21 protein-coding genes are annotated in these 24,551 nt (G+C 67.5%); 7 read left to right on the top strand and 14 right to left on the bottom strand.

What is annotated here, in order from left to right; translation table 11 throughout:
- The first annotated feature begins 40 nt into the window (after positions 1-40).
- Complete coding sequence (locus A9973_RS13685) at positions 41-937, top strand: sugar kinase (protein ID WP_183014306.1); 897 nt, start codon at positions 41-43, stop codon at positions 935-937.
- A 54-nt stretch (positions 938-991) separates the two neighbouring features.
- On the opposite strand, the gene A9973_RS13680 is transcribed toward A9973_RS13685, so the two are convergent.
- The 4 genes from A9973_RS13680 to hda are packed head-to-tail and all read right to left on the bottom strand — an operon-like array spanning position 992 to position 4,276.
- Positions 992-1,468: a 2-amino-4-hydroxy-6-hydroxymethyldihydropteridine diphosphokinase gene (locus A9973_RS13680; RefSeq protein ID WP_183014400.1), complete on the bottom strand. Its 477-nt coding sequence runs from the start codon at positions 1,466-1,468 to the stop codon at positions 992-994.
- A gap of 16 nt (positions 1,469-1,484) precedes the next feature.
- Positions 1,485-2,879 carry a polynucleotide adenylyltransferase PcnB gene (pcnB, locus tag A9973_RS13675; protein WP_183014305.1) on the bottom strand — a complete coding sequence of 465 codons (1,395 nt, stop codon included), beginning with the start codon at positions 2,877-2,879 and terminating at the stop codon, positions 1,485-1,487.
- Positions 2,880-3,578 carry an HAD family phosphatase gene (locus A9973_RS13670; protein WP_183014304.1) on the bottom strand — a complete coding sequence of 233 codons (699 nt, stop codon included), beginning with the start codon at positions 3,576-3,578 and terminating at the stop codon, positions 2,880-2,882.
- Positions 3,575-4,276 (bottom strand): DnaA regulatory inactivator Hda, encoded by a 702-nt coding sequence (hda, locus tag A9973_RS13665; protein ID WP_183014303.1) that lies wholly within the window; start codon positions 4,274-4,276, stop codon positions 3,575-3,577. Before hda ends, A9973_RS13670 begins: the two co-directional genes overlap by 4 nt.
- Before the next feature lie 344 nt (positions 4,277-4,620).
- Here hda and purM point away from each other — a divergent pair, with 344 nt between their 5' ends.
- Positions 4,621-5,670 carry a phosphoribosylformylglycinamidine cyclo-ligase gene (gene purM, locus A9973_RS13660; RefSeq protein ID WP_183014302.1) on the top strand — a complete coding sequence of 350 codons (1,050 nt, stop codon included), beginning with the start codon at positions 4,621-4,623 and terminating at the stop codon, positions 5,668-5,670.
- A 69-nt stretch (positions 5,671-5,739) separates the two neighbouring features.
- Here purM and miaA read toward each other — a convergent pair whose 3' ends face one another.
- The gene (gene miaA / locus A9973_RS13655) at positions 5,740-6,705 is read right to left on the bottom strand and encodes a tRNA (adenosine(37)-N6)-dimethylallyltransferase MiaA (RefSeq protein ID WP_183014301.1); all 966 of its coding nucleotides are present in this window, start codon (positions 6,703-6,705) and stop codon (positions 5,740-5,742) included.
- Positions 6,706-6,707: 2 nt separating this feature from the next.
- The gene (gene mutL, locus A9973_RS13650) at positions 6,708-8,675 is read right to left on the bottom strand and encodes a DNA mismatch repair endonuclease MutL (protein WP_183014300.1); all 1,968 of its coding nucleotides are present in this window, start codon (positions 8,673-8,675) and stop codon (positions 6,708-6,710) included.
- A gap of 102 nt (positions 8,676-8,777) precedes the next feature.
- On the opposite strand from mutL, the gene A9973_RS13645 reads away from it, so the two are divergent.
- Positions 8,778-9,413: a VTT domain-containing protein gene (locus A9973_RS13645; RefSeq protein ID WP_183014299.1), complete on the top strand. Its 636-nt coding sequence runs from the start codon at positions 8,778-8,780 to the stop codon at positions 9,411-9,413.
- Between the two features lie 72 nt (positions 9,414-9,485).
- On the opposite strand, the gene A9973_RS13640 is transcribed toward A9973_RS13645, so the two are convergent.
- On the bottom strand, positions 9,486-10,865 hold the full coding sequence (locus tag A9973_RS13640) for an N-acetylmuramoyl-L-alanine amidase (RefSeq protein ID WP_183014298.1): 1,380 nt from the start codon (positions 10,863-10,865) through the stop codon (positions 9,486-9,488).
- Entirely contained in the window at positions 10,793-11,332 is a 540-nt protein-coding gene (gene tsaE, locus A9973_RS13635; RefSeq protein ID WP_006226373.1) for a tRNA (adenosine(37)-N6)-threonylcarbamoyltransferase complex ATPase subunit type 1 TsaE, read from the bottom strand. Before tsaE ends, A9973_RS13640 begins: the two co-directional genes overlap by 73 nt.
- Before the next feature lie 161 nt (positions 11,333-11,493).
- Between tsaE and fumC the strand changes: the two genes are divergently transcribed.
- Positions 11,494-12,891: a class II fumarate hydratase gene (gene fumC / locus A9973_RS13630; protein WP_183014297.1), complete on the top strand. Its 1,398-nt coding sequence runs from the start codon at positions 11,494-11,496 to the stop codon at positions 12,889-12,891.
- 70 nt (positions 12,892-12,961) lie between these two features.
- Here the strand turns inward: fumC and A9973_RS13625 are convergent, their stop codons facing one another.
- Positions 12,962-13,861 (bottom strand): AEC family transporter, encoded by a 900-nt coding sequence (locus tag A9973_RS13625; RefSeq protein WP_183014296.1) that lies wholly within the window; start codon positions 13,859-13,861, stop codon positions 12,962-12,964.
- Between the two features lie 246 nt (positions 13,862-14,107).
- Between A9973_RS13625 and A9973_RS13620 the strand changes: the two genes are divergently transcribed.
- On the top strand, positions 14,108-15,100 hold the full coding sequence (locus A9973_RS13620) for a tripartite tricarboxylate transporter substrate binding protein BugE (RefSeq protein WP_105555418.1): 993 nt from the start codon (positions 14,108-14,110) through the stop codon (positions 15,098-15,100).
- A gap of 93 nt (positions 15,101-15,193) precedes the next feature.
- Here A9973_RS13620 and A9973_RS13615 read toward each other — a convergent pair whose 3' ends face one another.
- A complete protein-coding gene (locus tag A9973_RS13615) occupies positions 15,194-16,099 on the bottom strand; it encodes a LysR family transcriptional regulator (protein ID WP_183014295.1) in 906 nt (301 codons plus the stop codon).
- A 145-nt stretch (positions 16,100-16,244) separates the two neighbouring features.
- Between A9973_RS13615 and ggt the strand changes: the two genes are divergently transcribed.
- Positions 16,245-18,014 carry a gamma-glutamyltransferase gene (ggt, locus tag A9973_RS13610; RefSeq protein ID WP_183014294.1) on the top strand — a complete coding sequence of 590 codons (1,770 nt, stop codon included), beginning with the start codon at positions 16,245-16,247 and terminating at the stop codon, positions 18,012-18,014.
- A gap of 30 nt (positions 18,015-18,044) precedes the next feature.
- Here ggt and A9973_RS13605 read toward each other — a convergent pair whose 3' ends face one another.
- From A9973_RS13605 to A9973_RS13590, 4 genes are all read right to left on the bottom strand, one after another.
- Complete coding sequence (locus tag A9973_RS13605) at positions 18,045-19,436, bottom strand: APC family permease (protein WP_183014293.1); 1,392 nt, start codon at positions 19,434-19,436, stop codon at positions 18,045-18,047.
- Between the two features lie 221 nt (positions 19,437-19,657).
- A complete protein-coding gene (locus A9973_RS13600; protein ID WP_183014292.1) occupies positions 19,658-20,785 on the bottom strand; it encodes a CaiB/BaiF CoA-transferase family protein in 1,128 nt (375 codons plus the stop codon).
- 12 nt (positions 20,786-20,797) lie between these two features.
- Positions 20,798-21,778 (bottom strand): tripartite tricarboxylate transporter substrate binding protein, encoded by a 981-nt coding sequence (locus A9973_RS13595; RefSeq protein ID WP_183014291.1) that lies wholly within the window; start codon positions 21,776-21,778, stop codon positions 20,798-20,800.
- Positions 21,779-21,824: 46 nt separating this feature from the next.
- Positions 21,825-23,531, bottom strand: a complete 1,707-nt coding sequence (locus A9973_RS13590; protein ID WP_183014290.1) for an acyl-CoA dehydrogenase family protein — start codon at positions 23,529-23,531, stop codon at positions 21,825-21,827.
- 117 nt (positions 23,532-23,648) lie between these two features.
- On the opposite strand from A9973_RS13590, the gene A9973_RS13585 reads away from it, so the two are divergent.
- A complete protein-coding gene (locus A9973_RS13585; RefSeq protein ID WP_183014289.1) occupies positions 23,649-24,548 on the top strand; it encodes a LysR family transcriptional regulator in 900 nt (299 codons plus the stop codon).
- Positions 24,549-24,551 lie beyond the last annotated feature (3 nt).

The raw sequence follows: 24,551 nt of genomic DNA, 5'->3' as shown, positions 1-24,551 counted from the left end.
CCTATCCTCGGGGTCTCTTTCCTTCATCACAGGCTGCACCATGAGCGACGCGCTCTTCATCGGACACACTTACATCGACGTCACCGTGCTGGCCGACGAATGGCCCACGGGCGACGACAAGAGCGTGGCGCGGGACTACGCGGTGTCCTTCGGCGGCAACGCCGTCACGGCCGCGTTCGCATGCGCGCGCCTGGGATCGCCGCCCGACCTGATCTGCTCGCTGGCGCCCGACTGGCTGGGGCACATGTACACGGACATGGCTGCGGCGCACGGCGTGACGCTGCATGCGCGCCATGTGCGCCGCTCGTCGTTGTCCTTCATCATGCCCAACCACGGCAAGCGCGCCATTGTGCGCGCGCGCGACGTGGACTACCTGAACGAATTCCCCCGGCTGGACATCGGCGGCTATCGCGCGTTGCATCTGGACGGGCATCAGCCCGACGCCGCGCTGCACTACGCGCGGGCCTGCCGGCAGGCGGGCGTGCTGACGTCGCTGGACGGCGGCGGGGTGCGCGAGAACACCGACGAGCTATTGCGCCATATCGACGTCGCCGTCTGCGCGGAGCGCATGTGCGAACAGCTGGGCCTGACGCCGCATGGTCTGCTGGATCTGCTGAAGGCGCGGGGCTGCCGCATCGGCGCGGTCACGATGGGCGAGCGCGGCATGCTCTGGTACGACGAGACGGGTCGCGTCGACACGCTGCCGTCGCTGGACGTGCCGGGCAACCGCATCGTGGATACCTCGGGAGCGGGCGACGTGTTCCATGGCGCCTACGTGTGGTCCTACCTGAACCGCCCGGAGCAGCCCTGGGCCGAGCATTTCACGTTTGCGCGGGCGGCGTCCGCGCACAAGATCCAGCACCTGGGCAACGAAGCCGGGCTGCCGAAAGTCGAAGACGTGGAACGGGCGATGATGGCGTTCGCGGCCAAGGGCTGATAGCCGAACGCCAAGGGCTAAGCACTGAGGGCTGAACCACGGCGGCTGGCCGCGCTAGCCGGCGATCCGCTCGATGGGCTGATCGGGGATCGCGTCGATCCATTCGCCGATCGGCTTGCCCTGCACCGTCATGTCCGGCGCCAGGTCACGCAGCGGCAGCAATACGAAGGCGCGCAGGTGCATGCGGGGGTGCGGCAGGATCAGCCGTTCGTGATCCAGTTGCGTATCGCCATACGCCAGCAGGTCCAGGTCCAGCGTGCGCGGGGCGTTCTTGTAGGGGCGCAGGCGGCCGTGGCGGTTTTCCAGCGCTTGCAGCGCATCCAGCAAGGCCAGTGGCGGCAGGACAGTGTCCAGCGCCGCCACGGCGTTCACGAAATCAGGGCCGGTGGCATCCACCGGCGCGCTGCGGTAGAACGGCGATGCGGTCACCGCGGCGATGCCGTCGATGGCTTGCAGTTCGGCCAGCACGCGGCGCAAGGTGGCCGCGCTGTCGCCCAGGTTGGCGCCCAGGCCGATATAGGCGCGGACCATGGCGGGCGGCACGGTGTTATTCAGCGCTGGCGGGGCCGCGCGGCGCCGAGCGGCGCGGACGGCGGCGCTTGCGCGGGGACGTCGAGGCCGGCGGGGCGCCAAAGCCGCCACCACCACCGCCGTCGCCGGCTTCGCGCGGCAGGCGCGAGACTTCTTCGATCATGTCGGCGCGGGTGACGTCGTCGGCGTTGGCCAGGTCCATCCACCATTGCGCCAGCACGCTGTCGAACTCGCCGGCGGCGGCGCGCAGCTGCAGGAAGTCGCACGCGGCGCGGAAGCGCGGCTGTTCGATCATGCGGAAGATGGTCTTGCCCATGCGGCGTTCGAAACGCGGCTGCATGAACCAGATCTCGCGCATGTCGGACGAGAAGCGGCGCTGGATGGCCAGTTTCTCGGTCTGCTCGTCCAGCACGGAATCGGCGGCTTGCGACAACGCGGGGATGGTGTGTTCGCCTTGCGCGCGCAGCTGCTTCCAGCGCACGTCCACCTGCTGCCACAGCAGGGCGGCGAACAGGAAGCTGGGGCTGATGGTCTTGCCGGCGCGCACGCGGGCATCGGTGCGTTCCAGCGCCAGTTCGACGAAGTGTTCGCCGCCGGGCTGTTCCAATACCACGTCCAGCAACGGCAAGAGGCCGTTGTGCAGGCCGTCCGCGCGCAGCTGGCGCAGGCAGTCCATCGCGTGGCCGCAGGTCAGCAGCTTGAGCATTTCGTCGAACAGGCGCGAGGCCGGCACGTTTTCGATGAGCTCGGCCATGGTGCTGATGGGCTGGCGCGTGGCCGGGTCGATCGTGCCGTTGAGCTTGGCGGCGAAACGCACCGCGCGCAGCATGCGCACGGGGTCTTCGCGGTAGCGCTTGACCGGGTCGCCGATGATGCGAACCTGGCGCTTCTTCAAGTCGGCCACGCCATTGTGGTAGTCGATGACTTCCTCGTTGTGCGGGTCGTAGTACAGCGCGTTCATCGTGAAGTCGCGCCGCTTGGCATCTTCTTCCTGCGAACCGAACACGTTGTCGCGCAGGATGCGGCCGTGCTCGTCGGTCTCCTGGTCTTCCGAGGCGGGGGCGCGGAAGGTGGAGGTTTCGATGATCTCCTGACCGAACACCACGTGCACCAGCTGGAAGCGGCGGCCGATGATGCGGGCGCGGCGGAACAGCGGGCGGATCTGTTCGGGCGTGGCGTTGGTGGCCACGTCGAAGTCCTTGGGCTCCAGGCCCACGATCAGGTCGCGCACGGCGCCGCCGACGATATAGGCTTCGTAGCCGTGCTGGCGCAGGACTTCGCAGACCTTGATGGCATGGCGCGAAACGTTACGGCGGTCGATGCCGTGCTTGTCGCGCTCGATGCGCAACGGCCCCCGGGGTGCCGGCGCGAACAAGCGGCCGACGAATTTTTTTATGGTTTCAGTGATCATTTAGGACTTCGAATCTTCCATGTGGTCGAACAAGTCGATCACTTGCCAGCCGCGTTCCTGGGCGATATTGCGCAGGGTCGGGCTGGGGTTGGCGGCGATCGGACGGGTCACCTTTTCGAGCAGTGGTACATCATTGACCGAATCGCTATAGAAAAACGATTCGGGGAAATCCGCAAGCCCCAGGCCCATATTGGCCAGCCAATCGTTCACGCGCACCACTTTGCCTTCCTTGAAACTGGGCGTGCCCAGGATCCGGCCGGTGTAGCGGCCGCGCAGGTATTCGGCATCGGTGGCCACCAGGTGCGGCACGCCAAAGGCGCGCGCGATGGGGGCGGTGACGAAGCTGTTGGTGGCGGTGACGATGGCGCACAGGTCGCCGGCGTCCAGGTGGGATTGCACCAGTTCGCGGGCATCGGCGGTGATGGACGGGCGGATGACTTCGCGCATGAATTCCTCATGCCAGTCCGCCAGGTCGTAAGGCGAATGCGCCGCCAGCAGGCCGAGCATGAACTCGGCGGCCTGCTCGGCGGTGAGTTCGCCTCGGTTGTAGCGGTCCATCAGGTCGTCGTTCTGGCGGCGGGCGATGTCGGGGTCCCCCGCGCGGCCCGTGCGTGCCAGATAGTCGGCCCACTGGTAGTCGCTATCCAGCGGCAGCAGGGTGTGATCCAGGTCGAACAGGGCGAGACGTCGGGTGGTCATGTGCGTTGCGAATCAGGGTCTGCGAGCATGGCCCGCAGCAGGGGCAGGGTGATGGGGCGGCCGGTGGCCAGGGAATAGCGGTCCAGCGCGTCGAGCAGCGCGGCCAGTTTGCGAATGTCGCGTTCGTGGTGGATCAACATCCAGTTGATGATGTCGGGCGCCAGATGCATGCCGCGCTCGGCGGCCTGGGCGGACAGCGCGGCCAGCTTGTCGGCGTCCGACAGCGGGTCCAGGCGGAACACCAGGTCCCAGCCCAGGCGGGTGCGGAGGTCTTCGCGCAGCGGCATCGACAGCGGGGCGCGGTCGCCGGCCAGGGCCAGTGCAAACGCGCGGCCCGTGGCGGCGGATTCGCGCCAGCGGTTGTACAGCGCAAACAGGGCGGCCTGGCGGCTGTCGTCCATGCGGTGCACGTCGTCCACCGCCACGAACTTGGGCATGGGCGACTTGGAATCGGCTTCGGCCAGGCGGCGCAGCATCATCTCGCCTTTGGCGGGATCGACGAAGACGGCGTCGGGGCGTGCGGTCAGCGCGCGCAGCAGATGGGTGCGGCCGCAGCCCGCGGCGCCCCAGATATACAGGGCACGGCCCGGATCGAGCGCGCGCACGGCTGCCAGCGCTTCCCCGTTGGGGCCGGCGATATAGTTGTTCAGCGATGGCGCTGGCGCGGGAAGAACGTCGAGCAGCAGCTGGCGGTTCATGAGAGTTATCGATCAGGCTTGCAGCGTCGCGAGGACATGCCGGTGTTGCCGGAAAAGCCAAAAAACGGTGATACAACGGGCCGGCGCAAGATTAACCCGCCAGAAACTGGCAAAATCCATACCGGCCAACCCAACACTTTAAACCACCTGGGTGGATGGTGTCGCGCCGAAGCGCTTTGTCTGGCTTGGGTTTGCGCCATTTTTGCCCGTCAGCCGGCCCGGCCGGCTTCCGCCGCAATCGCCGAGCCCGGCCGGCGTGAACCCTGCTCAGGCCCGCAACAACGTAAAATGCAGGGCATTCGACCAAATTCCCAGCAATTGTTACATACCCCACGGCATTTCTCATGACGAATCAACCTAAAGCCCCCTTGACCTACCGCGATGCCGGTGTCGACATCGACGCGGGCGACGCCCTGGTCGACCGTATCAAACCCCTCGCCGCGCGCACCATGCGCCCCGGGGTGCTGGCCGGTATCGGCGGCTTTGGCGCGCTGTTTGAAGTGCCGAAGAAGTACAACGAGCCCGTGCTGGTGTCGGGCACCGACGGCGTGGGCACCAAGCTGCGCCTGGCGTTCGAGTGGAACCGCCACGACACGGTCGGCATCGACCTCGTCGCCATGAGCGTCAACGATATCCTGGTCCAGGGCGCCGAGCCCCTGTTCTTCCTGGACTATTTCGCCTGCGGCAAGCTTTCGGTGGACACGGCGGCGTCGGTGGTGGGCGGCATTGCCAAGGGCTGCGAATTGTCGGGTTGCGCGTTGATCGGCGGCGAAACCGCTGAAATGCCGGGCATGTACCCGGACGGCGAATACGACCTGGCCGGTTTCGCGGTGGGCGCGGTGGAAAAGTCCGCGATCATCGACGGCAAGTCCATCAAGCCGGGCGACGTGGTGCTGGGCCTGGCGTCCAGCGGCGCGCATTCCAACGGCTATTCGCTGGTGCGCAAGATCCTGGAACGCGCCAACGCCAAGCCCACCGACGACTTCCACGGCCAGCCGCTGGTCGACGTCGTGATGGCGCCCACGCGCATCTACGTCAAGCAAGTGCTGGCCGCATTGGCCAAGCACGGCACCCGCATCAAGGGCCTGGCCCACATCACCGGCGGCGGCCTGCTGGACAACGTGCCGCGCATCCTGCAGCCCGGCCTGTCGGCCAAGCTGCACCGCGACGGCTGGGAAATGCCCAAGCTGTTCCAGTGGCTGCAAGAGCAAGGCGGCGTGGAAGACACCGAAATGCACCGCGTCTTCAACTGCGGCATCGGCATGGTGCTGGTGGTGGACGCGGCTCAGGCCGACGCCATCGCCGCGACGCTGCGTGAACAAGGCGAAACCGTCAACAAGATCGGCGAAATCGTCGAGCAGACGGAAGGCATGGCGCAGACCTTCGTGGTGTAAGCGCCCGTAGTCAAAAGAAAACCCGCCATCGGCGGGTTTTTTTCGGCCGTTCCCGTTGTGGCGGGACGGCTAGGGCTTTCCGGCCAAGGCCATCGCCACGGCGTCGATCGTCTGCGGGACGGCGTCCGCGGTCAGGCAATCCACGATGACGCGCTCGGGCTGGGCCCGCAGCCACGTGATCTGGCGCTTGGCCAGCTGGCGCGTGGCCGCGATGCCTTGTTCGCGGGCGGTATCCAGGTCGATCTCGCCGTCCAGATGCGCCCACATCTGCCGGTAGCCCACGCAACGCACGGAAGGCAGGCCAGGATGCAGGTCGGGCCGGGCGCGCAAGCCACGGACCTCGTCCAGCAGCCCGCGGGCCAGCATCGCGTCAAAGCGCTGTTCGATGCGCGCATGCAAGGCGGCGCGGTCGGAGGGCTCCAGGCTGATGGTCAGGTACTGGTTGGCGTCGTCGTCGGGCTTGCGCTGCCCGCGCTGCAGCAGCGCCGACATGGGCTGGCCCGTCAACTGGCAGATTTCCAGCGCGCGCTGAATGCGCTGGCTGTCGTTGGGCGCCAGGCGGGCGGCCGTGATGGGGTCCAGCACCGCAAGCTCCGCATGCAGCGCGGCCCAGCCCTGCCGGGCCGCGCGGGCTTCGAGCTCGGCGCGCAGGGCGGGATCGGCCTGGGGCAGGTCGTCCAGGCCGTCGCGCAGGGCCTTGTAATACATCATGGTGCCGCCGGCCAGCAGCGGGATGCGGCCGCGCGCCCGGATCTCGCCGATCAGGCGCAGCGCGTCGGCGCGGAATTCGGCGGCCGAGTACGACTGCGCCGGGTCCAGGATGTCCAGCAGGTGCTGCGGCACGCGGGCCTGTTCTTCGGGCGACGGCTTGGCCGTGCCGATGTCCAGGCCGCGGTAGATCGTGGCCGAATCGACGTTGACGATTTCCATCGGCCAGCGCTCGGCCAGCGCCAGCGTGGAGGCGCTCTTGCCGGCCGCGGTGGGGCCGGCCAGGCAGATCACCAGCGGCGTATCGGGGGAGGAGGAAGACGGCAAACTTATTGTCCGCGCAAAAAGAGCTTGTCCAGGTCCGACACCGACCACTGCACCCAGGTCGGGCGGCCGTGGTTGCATTGATCGGCCCTTTCGGTCGATTCCATCTGGCGCAGCAGGCCGTTCATCTCTTCGATGGTCAGCTTGCGGTTGGCGCGCACGGAGCCGTGGCAGGCCATGGTGGACAGCAGTTCGTTGCGTTGCTCCGTCAGCAGGCGCGACACGCCCACGGCGCCCAGGTCGCGCAGCACGGCGCGGGCCAGGGTCTCGATGTCGCCACGCGCCAGGATGGCCGGCACGGAGCGCACGGCGATCGACGTGGGGCCCGACGGGCGCATCTCGAAGCCCAGGTCGGCCAGTTGGGTCTCGAATTCCTCGACGATGGCCACGTCCTTCTCCTGGGCGTGGAACACCACCGGCACCAGCAGGTCCTGGCGGGGCAGGCTGCGCGCGTCCAGCGCCTGTTTCAGCTGTTCGTACACGACGCGTTCATGGGCGGCGTGCATGTCCACCAGCACCATGCCGCGGCGGTTCTGCGCCAGGATGTAGATGCCGTGCAACTGCGCAAGCGCCATGCCCAGCGGATGCTCTTCGCCGGCCGGCATGCCGGCTACGGGGCTGGGCTCGCGCACGGGCGTGACCTTGGCGGCCGTGTCGTCGGTCAGCGGGCGATACAGCGATTGCCAGTCGGCCGCCGGAATGCCGGCGGGTTCGGCGTGCAGGCGGAACGGCACCTGGGTATGCGCGCGCTGCGGGGCCGGCGACGGGCGCAGGCCATAGGTCGCGTTGCTGCCGGCATTGCCGCCGGAATAGCCTGGCCGGGGCGTCTCCGCCTGGCGTGCGGGGACGGCGGCGGGCGCGTCGTGCGCGTTGCCCGTGGACGGGGCGGCGGCGGAGGAAGCGGGGGGCGCGGCGGCCTGCGCGACGGTCTCGAAACCGCCGTCGTCCGTGTCGCCTTGCGCGGCGGGCGCGACTGCCGACGATCCACCCGTCTGCGCCAAGGTCTGGCCGACCGCGTGCGACACGAAGCGGTGCACGGCGCCGCTGTCGCGGAACCGGACTTCGTGTTTGGCCGGGTGCACGTTCACGTCCACGGCGGCGGGGTCGATGTCCAGGAACAGCACGTAGGCCGGCTGGCGGTCGCCATGCAGCACATCCGCGTAGGCGGCGCGCAGCGCATGGCTGACGGTGCGGTCGCGCACATAGCGGCCGTTTACGTACAGGTACTGGCGGTCGGCGCGGGCGCGCGCGGCCGTCGGGCGGGTGATCATGCCGGCCAGGCTGACCGTGCCGACCGCGTGCGACAGCAGCAGGCCGTGCTCGGCGAATTCGGCGCCCAGCACGTCGCGGATGCGCTGCGGCGGCTCGGCCGGCAGCCATTGGCGTTGTGCGCGGTCGTGGTGGAACAGGCGGAACGCGATCTGCGGGTGCGCCAGCGCGATGCGTTCCATCGCGTCGACGCAGTGGCCGAATTCCGTGGCCTCGGAGCGCAGGAACTTGCGCCGGGCCGGCACCGCGTCGAACAGCTGGCGCACGTCCACGGTGGTGCCCGGCGGGCCCGAGGCGGGGCTGACCTGCATGCTGCCGGCGTCAATCTGCCAGGCGTGCTCACCGTCGCGGGTGCGGGAAATGATCGTGACCTGGGCCACCGAGGCGATCGAGGCCAGCGCTTCACCGCGGAATCCCATCGATGCCACGGATTCCAGTTCGTTCAGCGACCGGATCTTGCTGGTGGCGTGGCGCGCCAGGGCCAGCGGCAATTCGTCGGGGGGAATGCCGCCGCCGTCGTCCGTGACGGCGATTCGGCGGATGCCGCCGCCTTCCAGGCGCACTTCGATGGCGCGGCCGCCCGCGTCGATCGCGTTCTCAAGGATTTCCTTGAGGACGGAGGCGGGGCGCTCGATCACCTCGCCGGCGGCGATCTGGCTGATGAGCAGGTCGGGAAGCGCAAGGATGGAACGGCGTTCAGTCATTAGGCTAAAGGTCTGGTGAGGCTGTGTGGATGATTTTAGCGCCATGGCCTGGTCGGCTATAGTCGCTGGGGTCTAACCCTCTTATGACTTCCGGGCTGCTGAATGCTTGAATTCTTCAATATGGTGCTCCACATCGACAAGACGCTGGGCGTCTGGGTCGCGCAATACGGCGTGTGGGTGTACCTGGTGCTGTTCTTGATCGTCTTCGCGGAGACGGGGCTGGTCGTCCTGCCTTTCCTGCCCGGCGATTCGCTGTTGTTCATCGCCGGCGCGTTCGGCGCCACCGGGCATATCGATCCGGTCATGATGGCGGTGCTGCTGATCGTCGCGGCGATTTCCGGCAATACGCTGAACTACATGATAGGCCGCTACATCGGGCCGCGCGTGTTTTCGATGAACCTGCGCTTCCTGGACCGGGGCGCGCTGATGCGCACGCACGCGTTCTATGAAAAGCACGGGGGCAAGACCATCGTCATGTCGCGCTTCATCCCCGTCGTGCGGACCTTCGCGCCCTTCGTGGCCGGCGTGGCCGACATGTCGATGTCGCGCTTCCAGCTGTTCAACGTCCTGGGCGCGCTGCTGTGGGTCATCAGCCTGGTCGCAGCCGGCTATTTCTTCGGCAACATCCCGCTGGTGCGCGAACACCTGAACACCATCGTGCTGCTGGGCCTGGCCGCGGCGATCGTGCCCGTGATAGGCGCGGGCGTGTTCAAACTGATCAAGTCGCGCCGCGCCTGAGCGCATAGGCGCGCGGGCAAGAAAAAGGGGCGATGCGCGGGTACGCGCATCGCCCCTTTTTTACGCCGGCGCTCAGCTGACGTCGAGCCGCGCCAGCGGCGGGTTGGCGGTGAAGTAGCGCTGGATGCCGGTCATCATGGCTTGCGCCAGCTTGTCCTGGTGCGCGTTGCTGCGCAGCAGGGCCTCTTCCTGGGGATTGCTGATGAACGCGGTCTCGACCAGCACGGACGGGATGTCCGGCGCCTTCAGCACCGCGAAGCCGGCCTGTTCGACGCTGTTCTTGTGCAGGCGGTTGATCTTCTTGATTTCGTCCAGGAAGGCGTTGCCGACCTTCAGCGAATCATTGATCTGCGCGGTGGTGGACAGGTCCAGCAGCACCTTGGCTACCTGGCGGTCGTGGCTGCCCAGGTTGACGCCGCCGATCAGGTCGGCCGCGTTTTCCTTGTCGGCCATCCAGCGCGCCTGCGCGCTGGTGGCGCCGCGCTGCGACAGCGCGAACACCGACGAGCCGTTGGCCGACGGCTTGACCCAGGCGTCCGCGTGGATCGAGATGAACAGGTCCGCGTGGACGCGGCGCGCCTTCTGCACGCGCACATGCAGCGGCACGAAGTAGTCGTCGTCGCGCGTCAGGTAGGCGCGCATGTAGGGCTGGCTGTCGATCAGCGCTTTCAGGCGCCGGGCGATGCGCAGCACCACGTCTTTTTCGCGCAGTCCGCTGCTGCCGATGGCGCCCGGGTCTTCGCCGCCGTGGCCAGGATCCAGCGCGATGGTGACCATGCGCTGTTTGCCGCGGCCGGCGGTGGCGGGGGGCGACTTGGGCGCCGTGGGCAGCGGCGGGGCCGGCTGCTGGCCTTTCACGCGGGGCGGTTCGGGCGGATCGGCGCGGGTGGCCGGATTGCGCTGGATGTCTTCCAGGATGCGCGCCAGCGGATCATCCGCGTCGGCGCCGCTTTTGTTCAGGATCGCCACCAGCGGGTCCTGGGCGACCTTCGGGTACAAGTCCAGCACCAGGCGGTATTGGTAGTCCGCCACGGGTTTCAGCGTGAACACCTGGGGCGCCACGGGCTGCTTCAGGTCGAACACCAGCCGCACGACGTTCGGGCGGTTCTGCGCCACGCGCAGGCTCTGGATGTAGGGGTCGTCGGGCCGGACCTTGGAAACCAGGTCGTTCAGGGCCGCGCTGATGGTCAGTCCCTCAATATCCACCACCAGGCGGTGGGGGTTTTCAAGCGTGAACTGTTCGGCCTTGAGCTCGCTGTCGAGCTCAAGCGTGACCCGGGTGTATTCGTCGGCCGGCCAGGTACGGACGGCCAGGATCGTCGCAGCGTGCGCCAGGCGCGGCAGCACCGGCAGGACGAGCAGCGTGGCAGCGACGCTGATCAGGCGGCGCCGGGTGGCGCCTGCCGAGGGAAGGGCGCCGTCTTGGGCGGGGGGACAATCGCGTTCAACCATGTTTGTCCTCGAGCGGTGTTCGCGGTCAGGGTGGCGTCGCGTCCCTCGCCGGCATAAGCGAGGGAAATCAGCAGGTCGGGCGGGGGCAAAAGACCCTCCGCCCGCTCCGGCCATTCGATCAAAACGACCGCATCGTCACGCAGTAAATCCCGGAATCCTGCGTCCAACCATTCGCGCGAATCACTAAATCTATAAAAATCAAGATGATAGAAGTATAAGTTAGAAACTTTATAGGATTCAAGCAGCGCGTAGCTAGGACTTTTGATTCGGCCTGTGATGCCGCATTCCCGCAACAATGCCCTGGTGAAGGCCGTTTTTCCTGCCCCGAGGTCTCCTTGAAGGTGGATGCAAGCGCCTGCCGGGCCGGTTTTGCCCCCGGAAACCAAGGGGGCGAGCTGCCGCGCCAGCGATTCCGTGGCGGCTTCGTCGGGCAGGTGCAAGGTCAGGCTGCAAAGAGGGGCGGACATGGCGCTGGGCGAGTGGTAAAAAACGGTGGAGGGAACACGGATTTCAGCAATTATAGGAATGCGGGTTTCTGCTAACCTATTAAGTGATTGCTATTCTCAATATGTTGCGCCTGGCGGGTGCCGCCGGGCGCGACTGACGCCGCCACGGAGTTGTAAGCGCCATGAAGACCCGCATCGAAAAAGACACGTTTGGGCCCATCGAAGTCCCCGAGGATCACCTCTGGGGCGCCCAAACGCAACGTTCGCTGCATTTTTTCGCGATTTCCACCGAGAAGATGCCTGTTCCCCTGGTCAATGCGATGGCGCGATTGAAGCGCGCGGCCGCCAAGGTCAACGCCGAACTGGGTGAGCTGGATCCGAAGATCGCCGACGGCATCATGCGCGCCGCCGACGAAGTCATCGCCGGCAAATGGCCCAACGAATTCCCGCTGTCCGTCTGGCAGACCGGGTCGGGCACGCAAAGCAACATGAACATGAACGAGGTGCTGGCCAACCGCGCCTCGGAGCTGCTGGGCGGCGTGCGCGGCGAAGCGCGCAAGGTGCACCCGAACGACCACGTCAACCGCGGCCAATCGTCCAACGACACGTTCCCGACCGCCATGCACGTGGCTGCCGCCGTCGAGGTCGAGCACCACCTGCTGCCGTCGCTGAAGGCGCTGCGTGCGACCCTCGCGGCCAAGAGCGCCGAGTTCTACGACATCGTGAAGATCGGCCGCACCCACTTGCAGGACGCGACGCCGCTGACGCTGGGCCAGGAACTCTCGGGCTACGTCGCGCAGCTGGACCTGGCCGAACAGCAGATCCGCGCCACGCTTGCCGGCCTGCACCAGTTGGCCATCGGCGGCACCGCGGTCGGCACCGGCCTGAACGCGCACCCGCAGTTCAGCGTCAAGGTATCCGCCGACCTGGCGCATGCCACCGGCACGGCCTTCGTGTCGGCCCCCAACAAGTTCCAGGCCTTGGCGTCCCACGAAGCGCTGCTGTTCGCGCACGGCGCCTTGAAGGCGCTGGCCGCCGGCCTGATGAAGATCGCCAACGACGTGCGCTGGCTGTCCAGCGGCCCGCGTTCGGGCCTGGGCGAGATCAGCATCCCTGAGAACGAACCGGGCAGCTCGATCATGCCGGGCAAGGTCAACCCGACGCAGTGCGAAGCCATCACGATGCTGGCCGCGCAAGTGCTGGGCAACGACGTGGCCATCAACATCGGCGGGGCCAGCGGAAACTTCGAACTGAACGTGTTCAAGCCGCTGGTGATCCACAATTTCCTGCAATCCGTGCGCCTGCTGACCGACGGCATGGCCAGCTTCAATGCGCATTGCGCAGCCGGCATCGAACCCAATCACGAGCGCATCGCGGAACTCGTTGACCGTTCGCTGATGCTGGTGACGGCGCTGAATCCGCACATCGGCTATGACAAGGCCGCGCAGATCGCCAAGAAGGCGCATAAGGAAGGGCTGTCGCTGAAGGAATCGGCGCTGGCGCTGGGCTATGTGACCGAGGCGCAGTTCGCCGAATGGGTGGTGCCGGGCGCCATGACCAACGCGCACAAGCCGTCGTAAGCGGCCGCGCCGAAATGAAAATGGCCGCCCGATGGGCGGCCATTTTTTATCGGCGCGGAAGGTCGCCGGATCAGGCGTGTCCGGAAAGCAGCAGCCACATCGGGATCGTGGCGGCCGAGAACAGCGTGCCCAGCGAGATCAGCACCGCCACCATGCGGCCGTCGCCGCCCATGCGCATCGCCAGTACGTAGGCGGCGGACGCGGTGGGCAGGGCGGCGAACAGCAGCAGCATCCGCGCTTCCAGCGGCGCCAGGCCCAGCAGGTGCGCCACCAGCAGCGCCACGGCGGGCAGCGCTACGAGCTTGACGCCCAGCATCCACGCGATCAGCGCGCCATAGCCCTTGCCGCCTTCCCAGGCCAGGCTGGCGCCCACGCAGAGGATGCCCAGCGCGATGGCGGCTGCGCCCAGCCGCGCCAGCACCGTATCGACCGGGCCGGGCAGGTGCAGCCCCGCCAGGTTGCAGGCCAGGCCCAGCAGCGTGGACACGACCAGCGGATTGCGCGCCAGCTCGCGCAGCAGGTTGCCGCCGTTGTGGCGCGCCAGCCCGTAGACCGCCGCGACGTTGGCCATGGGCACGGCAAAGCCGATGATCAGCGCCATCACCGTCTGGCCCTGCGACCCCGCCAGGCTGGCCGACAGCGCCAGGCCGATATACGTGTTGAAGCGGTAGCCGCACTGCGCGGACGAGGCCAGCCCCAGCGACGAGGGCCGCAGCACCAGGCCCGCCAGCCAGGCCAGCGCCACGCCGGCCGCCACGACCGCCGCGGTGGCCTGCAGCAGCAGGGCTGCGTTGCCCGCCGTGATGGGGGTGCGCAAGATGGATTGGAACAGCAGGGCGGGGAACAGCACGAAGTAGACGAGGCGTTCGGTGCCCGCGAAGAACTCGCGTGAAAAACCCAGTTTGTGACGTAGCGCCCAACCTAGCGCGACCAGCAAAAAATCAGGGAAAACCAGAAGGGCGACCGACATGGACAAGGGCGTTTTTTCAGGGCGTAGGCCGGGGATCGGCACGCTATGCGTGTGTAAGCATTTGCTGCTATTCTCCGTCATTCTGGCGGGCGCGTGTGCCACAAGCAATCCATAAAAGCAGCGCGGCGAAACACGCAGCACACGAGCAATGCGCCCCCACCGTTAACTGCTGGTCCGCCTACAGGCGGACACATCACACAACGGTCCGTTCACATACGGGCTCGCAATCTTGGAGGAAACACACCTATGAATAAAGTTCGCTCCCTGGCCGTGGCTATCGCCTTGGCAACCGGCGCCGCCGGCACGCTTGGCGTTTCTGTCGCGCACGCCGCCGACAAGTACCCCAGCAAGCCGATCCGCGTGATCGTCCCGTTCGCACCGGGCGGCTCGACCGACATCATCGCGCGTCTGGTGACGCAGCGCATGAGCCAGGAACTCGGCCAGCCGATGGTTGTGGAAAACAAGGGCGGCGCAGGCGGCGCCATCGGCGCGTCGGAAGCCGCGCGCGCGGATGCCGACGGCTACACGCTGTCCATCGCCACCGTCTCGACGATGGCCGTGAACCCGGCATGCCGCCCGAAGGACCTGCCGTACGATCCGATCAAGGACTTCCAGCCGGTCACCAACTTCGCCAACACGGCCAACGTGGTCGCGGTGAATCCGAAGTTCCCGGCCAAGGACTTCAAGGGCTTCGTCGAAGAGCTGAAGAAGAATCCGGGCAAGTACTCCTACGGCAGCTCGGGCACGTGCGGCGTGCTGCACTTGATGGGCGAATCGTTCAAGATGGCCACGGGCACCGACATCGTGCACGTGCCGTACAAGGGTTCGGGCCCGGCCGTGGCGGATGCCGTCGGCGGCCAGATCGAAATCCTGTTCGACAACCTGCCGTCGTCGATGCCGCAGATCCAGGCGGGCAAGCTGCGCGCCATGGCCATCGCGTGGCCCGATGAAATCGCTGCCGTCAAGGGCGTGCCGACGTTCAAGCAAGCCGGTTTCCCGGTGCTGAACCAGCCGGTCTGGTACGGCCTGCTGGCGCCCAAGGGCACGCCGATGGAAGTCGTGAACAAGCTGCGTGACGCCGCCGTCGTGGCCCTGAAGGACCCGAAGGTCATCAAGGCGCTGGACGATCAAGGCTCGGCGCCGTCGGGCAACACGCCGGAAGAGTTCGCGAAAGAAATCAAAGAGCAGTTCGACTGGGCTCAAGACGTCGTGAAGAAGCAGAACATCAAGCTGGACTGATGCGGCGCGGGGCGGCCCTGGGCCGGCCCCGGTCTGCACGGCAAAACGGACGTCTTCGGACGTCCGTTTTTTTTGGCGCGGCGCCCCTGCCTGTCAGGCGGACGCGTCCAGCGTGGCGATGCGTTCGGCGCAGGCGGCGCGCAAGCGTTCGATCAGGTCGCGGTGCAGGGACGACAAGGGGTCCTGGTTGCGCACCATGATGCTGATCGGCACGCGCAGCGCGGGTTCAAGGCGGCGCAGGTGCATGCCGGGCCGCAGCATCGCCTGCGCGGTGATGGCGTCGACGATGGCGTCGCCGCAACCCGCGTCCACCAGCGCGCAGGCCACGTAATGCGTCTGCACCTGGATGGCGACTTGCGGGTCCAGGCCCTGCGCGTCCAGCGCCATCTGCAGCAGCGCGCCCGAAGCGTCGCTGGCGTCCAGCACGATCAGCGTGCCGCCCGCCGGGGTTGCCAGTTCCGGCAACCGGATCGGGCCGGAGGCAGGCGTGCGGCTCAGGTGCACCAGTTCGGTATGGCCCAGCCCCATGCGCGTCAGGCCGGGATAGTCGTTGGTGTCGAAGGTGACGGCAAGGTCCAGTTCGCGTGTCAGCAGGCCTTGCACGAGTTCGGCGCTGTGATGGGTATGGATGTCGAAGGTGATGCCGGGTTGCGCGTCGCGGCTGCCGCGCACCACCGCCGGCAGCAGCCCCAGGCCCAGCGCGGGCGCGCAACCCAGGCGCAAGTGGCCGTGGGGCCGGTCGCGCAGGCTGGCGGCCAGCCGGCGCACGCTGTTCAAGTCCTGATTCAAGCGCGCAACTTCGGGCGTCAGGATATCGGCCTCGCGCGTGGCGACCAGCCGGCCCTTGACGCGCTCGAACAGCTTGAAGCCCAGTTGGGCCTCGGCGTGCGCCAGCAGCTTGCTGGCGGCGGGTTGCGAGATATGCAGCGTGGCGGCGGCTTCGGTCAGGGAACCGGTACGGCGGATCGCTTCGAAAATCTCGATGTGGCGCAGGCGCATGGCACGATGGGGATAAGGCTCCGGAACCGCGATTCTAAGTCGGAAGGCGCCAGCCGGGCATCCCGGTCGGCCGGCGCGACAGCGGCGGGTGCCTTGACTATGATGGACGCCTGCCGGCACGCCGGCGCTATTCCGGAGCCAGATCATGCGCGCTTGCCGCCACGCCGCCGCCGTCCTGCTAGCCGCCGCCATGACGGCGGCTTTGTCCGGCATGCCCGCCGCCTGGGCCCGCGCGCCGCAGGCGGTCGAAGACCGGAATCCCGAAGCCGCCAGCGGTACGCAGGCGCGCGAACTGGTGCGCGCGCCGCACTACATGATGGTCTCGGCCAATCCGCTGGCGACGCAGGCCGGCCAGGAGATGCTGCGCCGGGGCGGCAGCGTGGTCGACGCCGCCATCGCCACGCAGCTGGTGCTGAACCTGGTGGAGCCGCAATCCTCCGGCATCGGCGGCGGCGCGTTCATGGTGCTGTATTCGGCCAAGGCGGGCCGCATCCAGACGTTCGACAGCCGCGAGACGGCGCCCGCGGCTGCGCGGCCGGACCGCTTCCTGGATGCTCAGGGCAAGCCGCTGCCGTTCGCGCAGGCCGTCAACAACGGCATGTCGGTGGGCGTGCCGGGTCTGTTGCGCGGCCTGGAGCTGGCGCACAAGAACGCGGGCGTGCTGCCGTGGGCCGACCTGTTTCAGCCCGCGATTCGGCTGGCCGAAACGGGGTTCGCCGTATCGCCGCGCTTGCACGCGCTGCTGGCCGGCAACAAGGCCCTGCCCAAGCAGGCGGCCGCCGCCGCCTATTTCTACGCGCCCGACGGCTCGCCCTGGCCGGTGGGCCATGTGCTGAAGAACCCCGAGTTCGCCGGCACGCTGCGCGCGGTGGCCCGGCAGGGCGCCGACGCGTTCTACCAGGGCGATATCGCCCGCGACATCGTAGCCGCCGTGCACGGGCACGCCACGCCCGGTGATCTGAGCCTGGCGGACCTGGCCAACTACCGCGCCAAGACGCGCGACCCGGTGTGCGGCGCGTATCGCGGCTATCAGCTGTGCGGCATGGCGCCGCCCAGCAGCGGCCCCATCGCCGTGTTCCAGATGCTGGGCGAACTTGAGCAATTCCCGATGTCGCGCTTCGCGCCGGGCTCGGTGGAGTCCGTGCATTATTTCTCCGAGGCCGGCCGCCTGGCATTCGCCGACCGCGACTTCTATGTGGCGGATCCGGACTTCGTGCACGTGCCGGTGCGCGCCATGCTGGACCCCGCCTATCTGCGCGCGCGCGGCGCGTTGATCCAGCCGGACCGCAGCATGAAGGTGGCGCTCCCGGGAGACCCGGAAGGGAAGTTGTTGTCGCTGGGCCGGGACAACGCGCTGGAACTGCCGTCCACCAGCCATCTGGTGGCGGTGGACGCCCAAGGCAATGCGCTGTCCATGACGACCACGATCGAAAGCGAGTTCGGCAGCAAGATCTTCGTGCGCGGCTTCTTGCTGAACAACGAGATGACGGACTTCTCGTCGTCGTTCAAAGACCCCGAAGGCCGCCTGGTCGCCAACCGCATCGAGCCGGGCAAGCGTCCCCGCAGCGCGATGGCGCCGATCATCGTGCTGCGCGACGGCAAACCCGTCATGCTGGTGGGTTCGCCCGGCGGCAGCGCCATCATCAACTACGTGGCCAAGACGATCGTGGGCGTGCTGGATTGGGGGCTGGATATCCAGACCGCCATCGCCTTGCCGAACATGGGCAGCCGCAACAAGGAAACCGAGCTTGAAAAGGGCACCGCGCTGGAAGCGCTGGCGCCCGCCCTGGAGCGCATGGGGCACCCGGTGCGCATCACCGAATTCCCCAGCGGCATCCACGGCATCGTCATTGACGGCAATGGCCTGCAAGGCGGCGCGGACCCGCGGCGCGAGGGGCTGGCCGCGGGGGGATGAGGCCGGGCGCGGGCCAGGCGGCGCTTGCGGCTAATCGAGCGTGGACGGGTCCAGTTCCATGCGCGCCTCCTTGCGGTGCGCCAGGTACGTCACGCCCCACATCACCACGCCCAGCAGCAGCAGCCAGCCCGCCACCTGATACTGGATGACGTCGCGCCCCGTCAGCGGCGTGACCAGGAACAGGCAGGCCGCCGCGCCCAGCCACGGGATGATGCGGTTGATGCGGAAGTGCTCGTGCTTGACCGTGTCGCGGCGCAGGACCAGCACGGCGACGTTGACGAAGGCGAACACCCCCAGCAGCAGCAGCGCGGTAGTGCCGCCCAGCGCACGGATGGCTTCCGAATCCGCCAGCGCCACCAGCACGATCAGCCCCAGCGCCAGCACGGTCGTGAACAGGATGGCCGTCCACGGCGTCTGGTTCTTGCGGTGCACGTGCGCCAGGAAGGCCGGCAGCACGCCTTGGCGCGACATGCCGTAGAGCAGGCGGCTGGCCATCATCATGTTGATCAGCGCGGAATTCGCCACGGCGAACATCGAGATGACGGGCATGATGTATTCGACCGGCAGGCCGGGGGCGGCGCGCTTGACCACCAGCACCAGCGGCGTCGAACTCTTGGCCAGTTCGCCCACCGGCACCAGCGCCACCGCGCAGATGGACACCAGCACGTAGATCACGGCGGTGACGCCCAGGCCCGTCAGCATCACCTTGGGGAAGATGCGGCTGGGCTCATGGGTTTCTTCGGCCATGTTGACGGAGTCCTCGAAGCCGACCATCGCGAAGAAGGCCAGCGCCGTGGCGGAAGTCACCGCCAGGAACACGCTCTTGTCTTCCGGCGTGTCGAATGCGATCACACGCGAAAAATCCGCCTGTCCGCCGGCGATGGCGTAGAAGCCCAGCAGGATCACCATCAGCAGGCCCGACAGTTCGATCAGGGTCAGCACCACGTTGGCCTTGACGCTTTCGGCCGCGCCGCGCAGGTTCACCAGCATTACCAGCACCATGAAGCCCAGCGCGCCGGCCGTGATCCAGACCTTGTCCGTCTCGATGCCGAAGGCCGCGAACAGGTTGGCGGCGAAGGCTTGCGAGGCCGTGGCGGCGGACGTCAGGCCCGAGCACATGACGGTGAAGCAGACGATGAAAGTCAGGAAGTGCACGCCGAACGCCTTGTGCACATAGAGCGCCGCGCCGGCGGCCTTCGGATACTTGGTAACCAGTTCCAGATAGGACAGCGCGGTCAGCAAGGCCACCGCGAACGCCACGAGGAAAGGCAGCCAGGCCGCGCCGCCGACTTCGGCGGCCACCTGTCCGGTCAGCGCATAGACGCCTGTGCCCAGGATGTCGCCGACGATGAACAGCAACAACAGTTTGGGACCCATCACCCGCTTGAGCGGGGCGTGGTCTTTCGTTTCATTCGTGGCCATGGTCCTTCTCCTCTTTCTTTGAATTTGGGGAGGCGCTGCCCGGCAACGCGAGGCGACCCGAAAAGTCTACGGCCAGCGGTGGGCCGGCGATGCAACAAGCGTGCAACGAAATGTCTTAGTTGTTGGAATGCTGTGAAAGCCTGATCAAAGTGTTGAGGAAAGGCGCATCCGGACGAAAAAAAAGGCCCGGCATGAGTCGGGCCTTTTTGATCGCGCGCCGCCTATTCCTTCGTGGCGGCGGGCGCCAGCGCGGGCGGCAGCTTGCGTAGCGTCGCGGGCGTGCGCGACAGCTTGATCGGCGACCCCACGCCCTGGTATTCGCCTTGTTCCAGCACCATGCCGCGGTGGCGCGTGTGCGGATGCGCCAGCGCTTGATCCACCGTTTGCACGGCGGCGGCCGGCACGCCGGCGCGCAACAGGCGGTCGGCCAGTGCGGCCGCATCCTGCCCCGCCAGCAACGCGGACAGTTCGTCGCGCAGGGCCTGGCGATGCTGCAGGCGGTCGGCGTTGGCGGCATAGCGCGGGTCAGCCGCCAGGCCAGGCGCGCCCAGCGTTCGCGCAAGCAGCGCGAATTGCCGGTTGTTGCCCACGGCCAGGAAGATCGGGCCACTGGCGGTAGGCAGCGTTTCGTAGGGCGCGATGTTCGGGTGCGCGTTGCCGCTGCGCCGGGGCACGTTGCCGCTATAGAAATAGTTGGCCGCATGCGGATGCAGCAGCGACAGCGCGCAGTCGTACAACGTGATGTCCAGGAACTGGCCCAGGCCGCTGCGACTGCGCTCGTTCAAGGCCAGCAGGACAGCCACCGCCGCGTTCAGGCCGGTCACCATGTCCACGACCGGCAGGCCGACGCGGGTGGCTTCGCCGTCCGCGTCGCCGTTCACGCTCATCAGGCCGCACATGGCTTGCGCGCAGGCGTCGTAGCCGGGCAACCCGCCCAGCGGGCCATCCGATCCGAAGCCGCTGACGCGGCAATGGATCAGCTTGGGGAAGGCCTGGCTCAGGGACTCGAAGCCCAAGCCCCACTTTTCCAGCGTGCCGGGCTTGAAGTTCTCGACCAGCACGTCGGCGTCGGCCAGCAAGTGGCGCAGCAGTTCTTGCCCGGCCGCTTGCGACAAGTCCAGCGTCATGCCTTCCTTGTTGCGGTTTACGCCGATGAAGTACGACGCCGTGTCGCCCAGGAAGGGCGGGCCCCAGCCCCGGGTCTCGTCGCCGCCGGGCGGTTCGATCTTCAGCACGTCGGCGCCGTGGTCGGCCAGGATCTGCGTGCAATAGGGACCGCCCAGCACGCGGGACAGGTCGATCACCTTGCAACCGGCAAGCGCGCCGGCATTCGGTAGGGTGGGGGCCATGGAGAGTCAGCTTCAGTCGATGGAAACGTTGGCGCTGGTGATGAGTTCGCGCCACTTGGGGACTTCGGTGGTGATGAAGGCGGCCAGGCCTTGCGGCGTCTGGTCCTGCGCTTCGACGATGCCCTGCGAATGCAGGGTCTGCTTGATGCCGGGGTCCGACAGGGCGGTCTTGAACGCCTGATTCAGCGTGTTCACCACGTCGGCGGGCGTGCCTTTGGGGGCAACGATGCCGAAGAAGACGCTGACGTCATACCCTTGGAGCCCCTGCTCGGACAAGGTGGGCAGGTCGGGCAGGGCTTCGGAGCGCTGGGCGCTGGCCAGGCCGATGGCGCGCAGCTTGCCGGCCTTGATGTAGGGCAGCGCGGTCAGGATGTCGGTGAACGACATCGACACCTGGCCGCCCAGCAGATCGTTCAGCGCCGGTCCCGTGCCCTTGTAGGGGATGTGCATGATCTGGGTGCCGGCCATCTTGTTGAACAGGATGCCGGCCAGGTGCGAGGACGCGCCGTTGCCGGACGAGGCGTAGCTGAGCTTGTCCGGGTTCTTCTTGGCGTAGGCGATGAGTTCCTGCGCGTTGGTGGCGGGCACCGACGGGTTCACGACCAGGATGTTGGGCAGGTGGCCCAGGCGGATGATGGGCGCGAAACTGGTCTCGGGGTTGTAGCCCTGCTTCTTGTACAGGCTGACATTGATGGCCAGCGGGCCGGAGGTGCCGAACAGCAGGGTGTAGCCGTCGGGCTTGGCCGAGGCCACGTATTCCGATCCGATGTTGCCGCCCGCGCCGCTACGGTTTTCGACGATGACGTTCTGCTTCAGGGGCTCGCGCAGCTTTTCGGCCAGCCGGCGCGCCATGGCGTCGGTGGGGCCCCCCGGCGGGAAGGGCACGATCAGGGTGATGGGGCGGGCCGCGGGGAAGGCGTCCGCGGCCAGTACGGGCGCGGACGGAACCGTGGCGGCCGCCGCCAGCATCAGGGGGGCAAGAAGGCGTTTCATGGTGGGGTCTCCTGGGGGACGCGCCGGCTGTGCCGCCGGCGTCGGTTTACAGCGCGTATTGCAGGATGGCCTGGCAGGCCGCGCTTTCGTTGGGGGGAATGGCGTAGGGGTCTTGCGGCGCCAGGCGGTGCAGCAGCACCTGGTCGGCCAGTTGCGCGCGGCTTTCCAGGCCGGCACCGGTGGCTTCCCAGCGCAGTGCGGCCATCGACACCGCGTGGTACAGCAGCGATGCGGCCTGGCGGGCCAGTTCGGCATGGTCGCCCTGGGCGGCGTGTTCGGCCAGCGCGAAGGTCTTGTCCAGCGCCTGGGCCTGCTGCACGGCGAGCGCGGGCGGGCAGGGCGCGCCGTCGGCCAGCAGGCGGTCGACGTGGGCGCGCAACGCGGGCAGTGAATGTTCTTTCTTGATGGCGCGCAGCACGTCCAGCGCGACGATGTTGCTGGTGCCTTCCCAGATGGAACCCAGATGGGCGTCGCGCACCAGGCGCGGTTCGGTCCATTCTTCGATATAGCCGCAGCCGCCGCGCACTTCCATCGCATCGCCCGTGACCTTGCGCGCATCGCGGCAGGCGCGGAACTTGATCAGCGGCGTCAGGATGCGGGCCAGCGCGGGATCGGCCGCGCCGTGGTCCGCGTCGGCCAGCGCGCGGGCGGTCTGGAACATGACGCTGCGGGCCTGTTCGGCCCATACCGTCATCTTGACCAGTTGGCGCTGCATCAGCGGCATGTCGATCAGGCGCTTGCCGAAGGCGCGGCGATGCTGCGACACGTAGATGGCCTCGGTGACCGCGCGGCGCATCAGGCCGGCCGCGCGCATGCCGTTGGACAGGCGCGAGTTGTTGATCATGTCGGCCATGTGCTTGAAGCCGCGGCCGCGTTCGCCCACCAGCCAGGCGACGGCGCCTTCCAGGCGGATTTCGCCGCTGGCCATCGAACGCGTGCCCAGCTTGTCCTTCAGCCGGAGGATGCGGTAGTGGTTGTGGCTGCCGTCGTCCAGGTCGCGCGGCAGCAGGAAGAGCGACACGCCCTTCAAGCCCGGTTGCGGTTCGCTGCGCGCCAGCACCATCGCAAAGCCGGCGTCGGGGTTCGAGCAGAACCATTTGTCGCCGTGGATGCGCCAGGTGCCGTCGCCCTGGGCCTCGGCTATGACCTCGGTGGCGCTGACGTCCGAGCCCGCGCCTTGTTCGGTCATGAACATGGCGCCCTGGCGCAACGTGTCGAAATCCTGGGAGGTGACCTGCGGCAGCACGCGTTCGACCAGCGCCGGGTCGCCGAACTTGCGCAGCGTGCGCGCCAGCGAGTCCGTCATGCTGACCGGGCAGCACAGGCCGAATTCCGCCTGCACGAACAGATGGCTCAACGCGTACTTGGCGGCGGCCGGCATGGGCTCGGGCCAGCCCAGCACGCCGCCGCGGTGCGACAGCGCGGCCAGGCCGAATTCGCTGTAGGCCAGGCGTTCCAGTTCGACATAGGCCGGGTGCTTGTCGACGCGGGATTCGTCGGTGCCGGCGCGGCTGCGCACGGACAGGGTAGGGGGATGCTTGTCCGCCGTGGACGCCAGCTCGTCCATGACGCCGCCGGCCAGTCCGCCCAGCCGCTCCAGATGGGGCAGCAGGTGCGCGTGCAGCGCGGGCGGCAGGTAGCGCTGGCTGAGCGCGGCCGCGTAGGGGTCGGCGTTGAAGAGGTTCAGGCCGCGGGAATCCGGAACGGGCGTGACGGCGGGGGCGGCGGTCGGGGCGGTCTTTGGGGTATCCATGGCGGCATCCTGCGCAAAACGAGGGGGAGATGGCCGATGTTGCGCGGGTCGATTAATCTATGCAAATACCGTTTTCGTGTAGAACAATCCATAAAAAATATAGATCGGGAGGCAGACTTGGACCTGGACCCGCGCCTGTTGCGCTATTTCATCGCCGTGGCCGAAGAGCGCCATTTCAGCCGCGCCGCCACGCGTCTGCACATTTCGCAGCCGCCGCTCAGCTACGCCATCCGCCAGCTGGAAGACAACGTGGGGGCGCGTCTGCTGGCCCGCACCAGCCGCCATGTCGAGCTGACCGATGCTGGCCAGGTGCTGTACCGCGAGGCCCTGACCCTGCTGCGCCAGGCCGAAGAGGTGCGCACGCTGGTGCAGCGGGTAGACGCGGGCCTGCGGGGCAGGCTACGCATCGGTTTCGTGGGGTCGATGCTGTATCGCGGGCTGCCCGCGCTGCTGAACGCCATGCGGGCCGAGCTGCCGGATGTGGAGCATGTGCTGACCGAACTGAATTCCCATGAGCAGATCGAGGCCGTCCGGCACGGCGAGCAGGACCTGGGCTTCATCCACGCCAACCCGGTGCCCGACGAGGTCCACGTGCGCGACCTGATGGCCGAGCCCTTTGTCGTATGCCTGCCGGACTCGCATCCGCTTGCGGACCGCGCGTCGTTGCAGCTGGCGGATCTGGCGGGCGACGATTTCGTGTTTTTCGCCCGAGCGGCGTCGCCCAGCTATTACGAAACGGTGCTGTCGATGTGCGTGGCGTCGGGATTCATGCCGGTGATCCGGCACGAAGTGCGCCACTGGCTGAGCGTGGCGTCGCTGGTGTCGCAAGGCCTGGGGGTATCGATCGTGCCGGCCTGCCTGTCGCGCAGCGGCCTGGCGGGCACGCGCTTTATCGGCTTTACGCACGAAGCGCGTTCCGTCAGCCAGGTGATCTGGCCGGCGCAGGCGCGCTCGCCGCTGCAGCAGAAGGCGATGGCGCTGGTGGCGCGCCAGTATCCGCCCGCCGCCGCAGGCTGAGGA

This window comes from Achromobacter sp. UMC46, assembly GCF_014170335.1.
GTDB lineage: Bacteria > Pseudomonadota > Gammaproteobacteria > Burkholderiales > Burkholderiaceae_B > Achromobacter.
This window is presented reverse-complemented; position numbering and strand designations above follow the sequence as displayed.

Bases quoted from the DNA above. Each gene is read 5' to 3' on its own strand.
- A9973_RS13685 (WP_183014306.1), top strand. From the start codon at position 41: ATGAGCGACGCGCTCTTCATCGGACACACTTACATCGACGTCACCGTG.
- A9973_RS13680 (WP_183014400.1), bottom strand. From the start codon at position 1,468: ATGGTCCGCGCCTATATCGGCCTGGGCGCCAACCTGGGCGACAGCGCG.
- pcnB (WP_183014305.1), bottom strand. From the start codon at position 2,879: ATGATCACTGAAACCATAAAAAAATTCGTCGGCCGCTTGTTCGCGCCG.
- A9973_RS13670 (WP_183014304.1), bottom strand. From the start codon at position 3,578: ATGACCACCCGACGTCTCGCCCTGTTCGACCTGGATCACACCCTGCTG.
- hda (WP_183014303.1), bottom strand. From the start codon at position 4,276: ATGAACCGCCAGCTGCTGCTCGACGTTCTTCCCGCGCCAGCGCCATCG.
- purM (WP_183014302.1), top strand. From the start codon at position 4,621: ATGACGAATCAACCTAAAGCCCCCTTGACCTACCGCGATGCCGGTGTC.
- mutL (WP_183014300.1), bottom strand. From the start codon at position 8,675: ATGACTGAACGCCGTTCCATCCTTGCGCTTCCCGACCTGCTCATCAGC.
- A9973_RS13645 (WP_183014299.1), top strand. From the start codon at position 8,778: ATGCTTGAATTCTTCAATATGGTGCTCCACATCGACAAGACGCTGGGC.
- A9973_RS13640 (WP_183014298.1), bottom strand. From the start codon at position 10,865: ATGGTTGAACGCGATTGTCCCCCCGCCCAAGACGGCGCCCTTCCCTCG.
- tsaE (WP_006226373.1), bottom strand. From the start codon at position 11,332: ATGTCCGCCCCTCTTTGCAGCCTGACCTTGCACCTGCCCGACGAAGCC.
- fumC (WP_183014297.1), top strand. From the start codon at position 11,494: ATGAAGACCCGCATCGAAAAAGACACGTTTGGGCCCATCGAAGTCCCC.
- A9973_RS13625 (WP_183014296.1), bottom strand. From the start codon at position 13,861: ATGTCGGTCGCCCTTCTGGTTTTCCCTGATTTTTTGCTGGTCGCGCTA.
- A9973_RS13620 (WP_105555418.1), top strand. From the start codon at position 14,108: ATGAATAAAGTTCGCTCCCTGGCCGTGGCTATCGCCTTGGCAACCGGC.
- A9973_RS13615 (WP_183014295.1), bottom strand. From the start codon at position 16,099: ATGCGCCTGCGCCACATCGAGATTTTCGAAGCGATCCGCCGTACCGGT.
- ggt (WP_183014294.1), top strand. From the start codon at position 16,245: ATGCGCGCTTGCCGCCACGCCGCCGCCGTCCTGCTAGCCGCCGCCATG.
- A9973_RS13605 (WP_183014293.1), bottom strand. From the start codon at position 19,436: ATGGCCACGAATGAAACGAAAGACCACGCCCCGCTCAAGCGGGTGATG.
- A9973_RS13600 (WP_183014292.1), bottom strand. From the start codon at position 20,785: ATGGCCCCCACCCTACCGAATGCCGGCGCGCTTGCCGGTTGCAAGGTG.
- A9973_RS13595 (WP_183014291.1), bottom strand. From the start codon at position 21,778: ATGAAACGCCTTCTTGCCCCCCTGATGCTGGCGGCGGCCGCCACGGTT.
- A9973_RS13590 (WP_183014290.1), bottom strand. From the start codon at position 23,531: ATGGATACCCCAAAGACCGCCCCGACCGCCGCCCCCGCCGTCACGCCC.